Genomic DNA, 239 nt, shown 5'->3' with positions numbered 1-239 from the left:
AGGCCACAAGATCTATCCGTATCTGCTGCGCAAGCTGGCGGTGACCCGGCCGAACCAGGTCTGGGCGACGGATATCACCTACGTGCCGATGGCGCGGGGCTTCGTCTATCTCGTCGCTGTCGTCGACTGGTTCACTCGGCGCGTGCTGGCATGGCGCGTGTCGATCTCGCTCGATGCTGCGTTCTGCATCGAGGCGCTGGAGGAAGCGCTGGCCCGCTATGGCAAGCCCGCCATCTTCA

At 64.0% G+C, this 239-nt stretch carries 1 pseudogene; it reads left to right on the top strand.

What is annotated here, in order from left to right:
* Nucleotides 1-239, top strand: a pseudogene (locus DD559_RS20230) (DDE-type integrase/transposase/recombinase); the annotation flags it as partial.

The sequence above is a fragment of the Sphingomonas pokkalii genome, assembly GCF_003096275.1.
Classification (GTDB): Bacteria; Pseudomonadota; Alphaproteobacteria; order Sphingomonadales; family Sphingomonadaceae; genus Sphingomonas; species Sphingomonas pokkalii.
The sequence above is the reverse complement of the archived record's forward strand: the minus strand, read 5'-3'. Positions and strand labels throughout refer to the sequence as shown.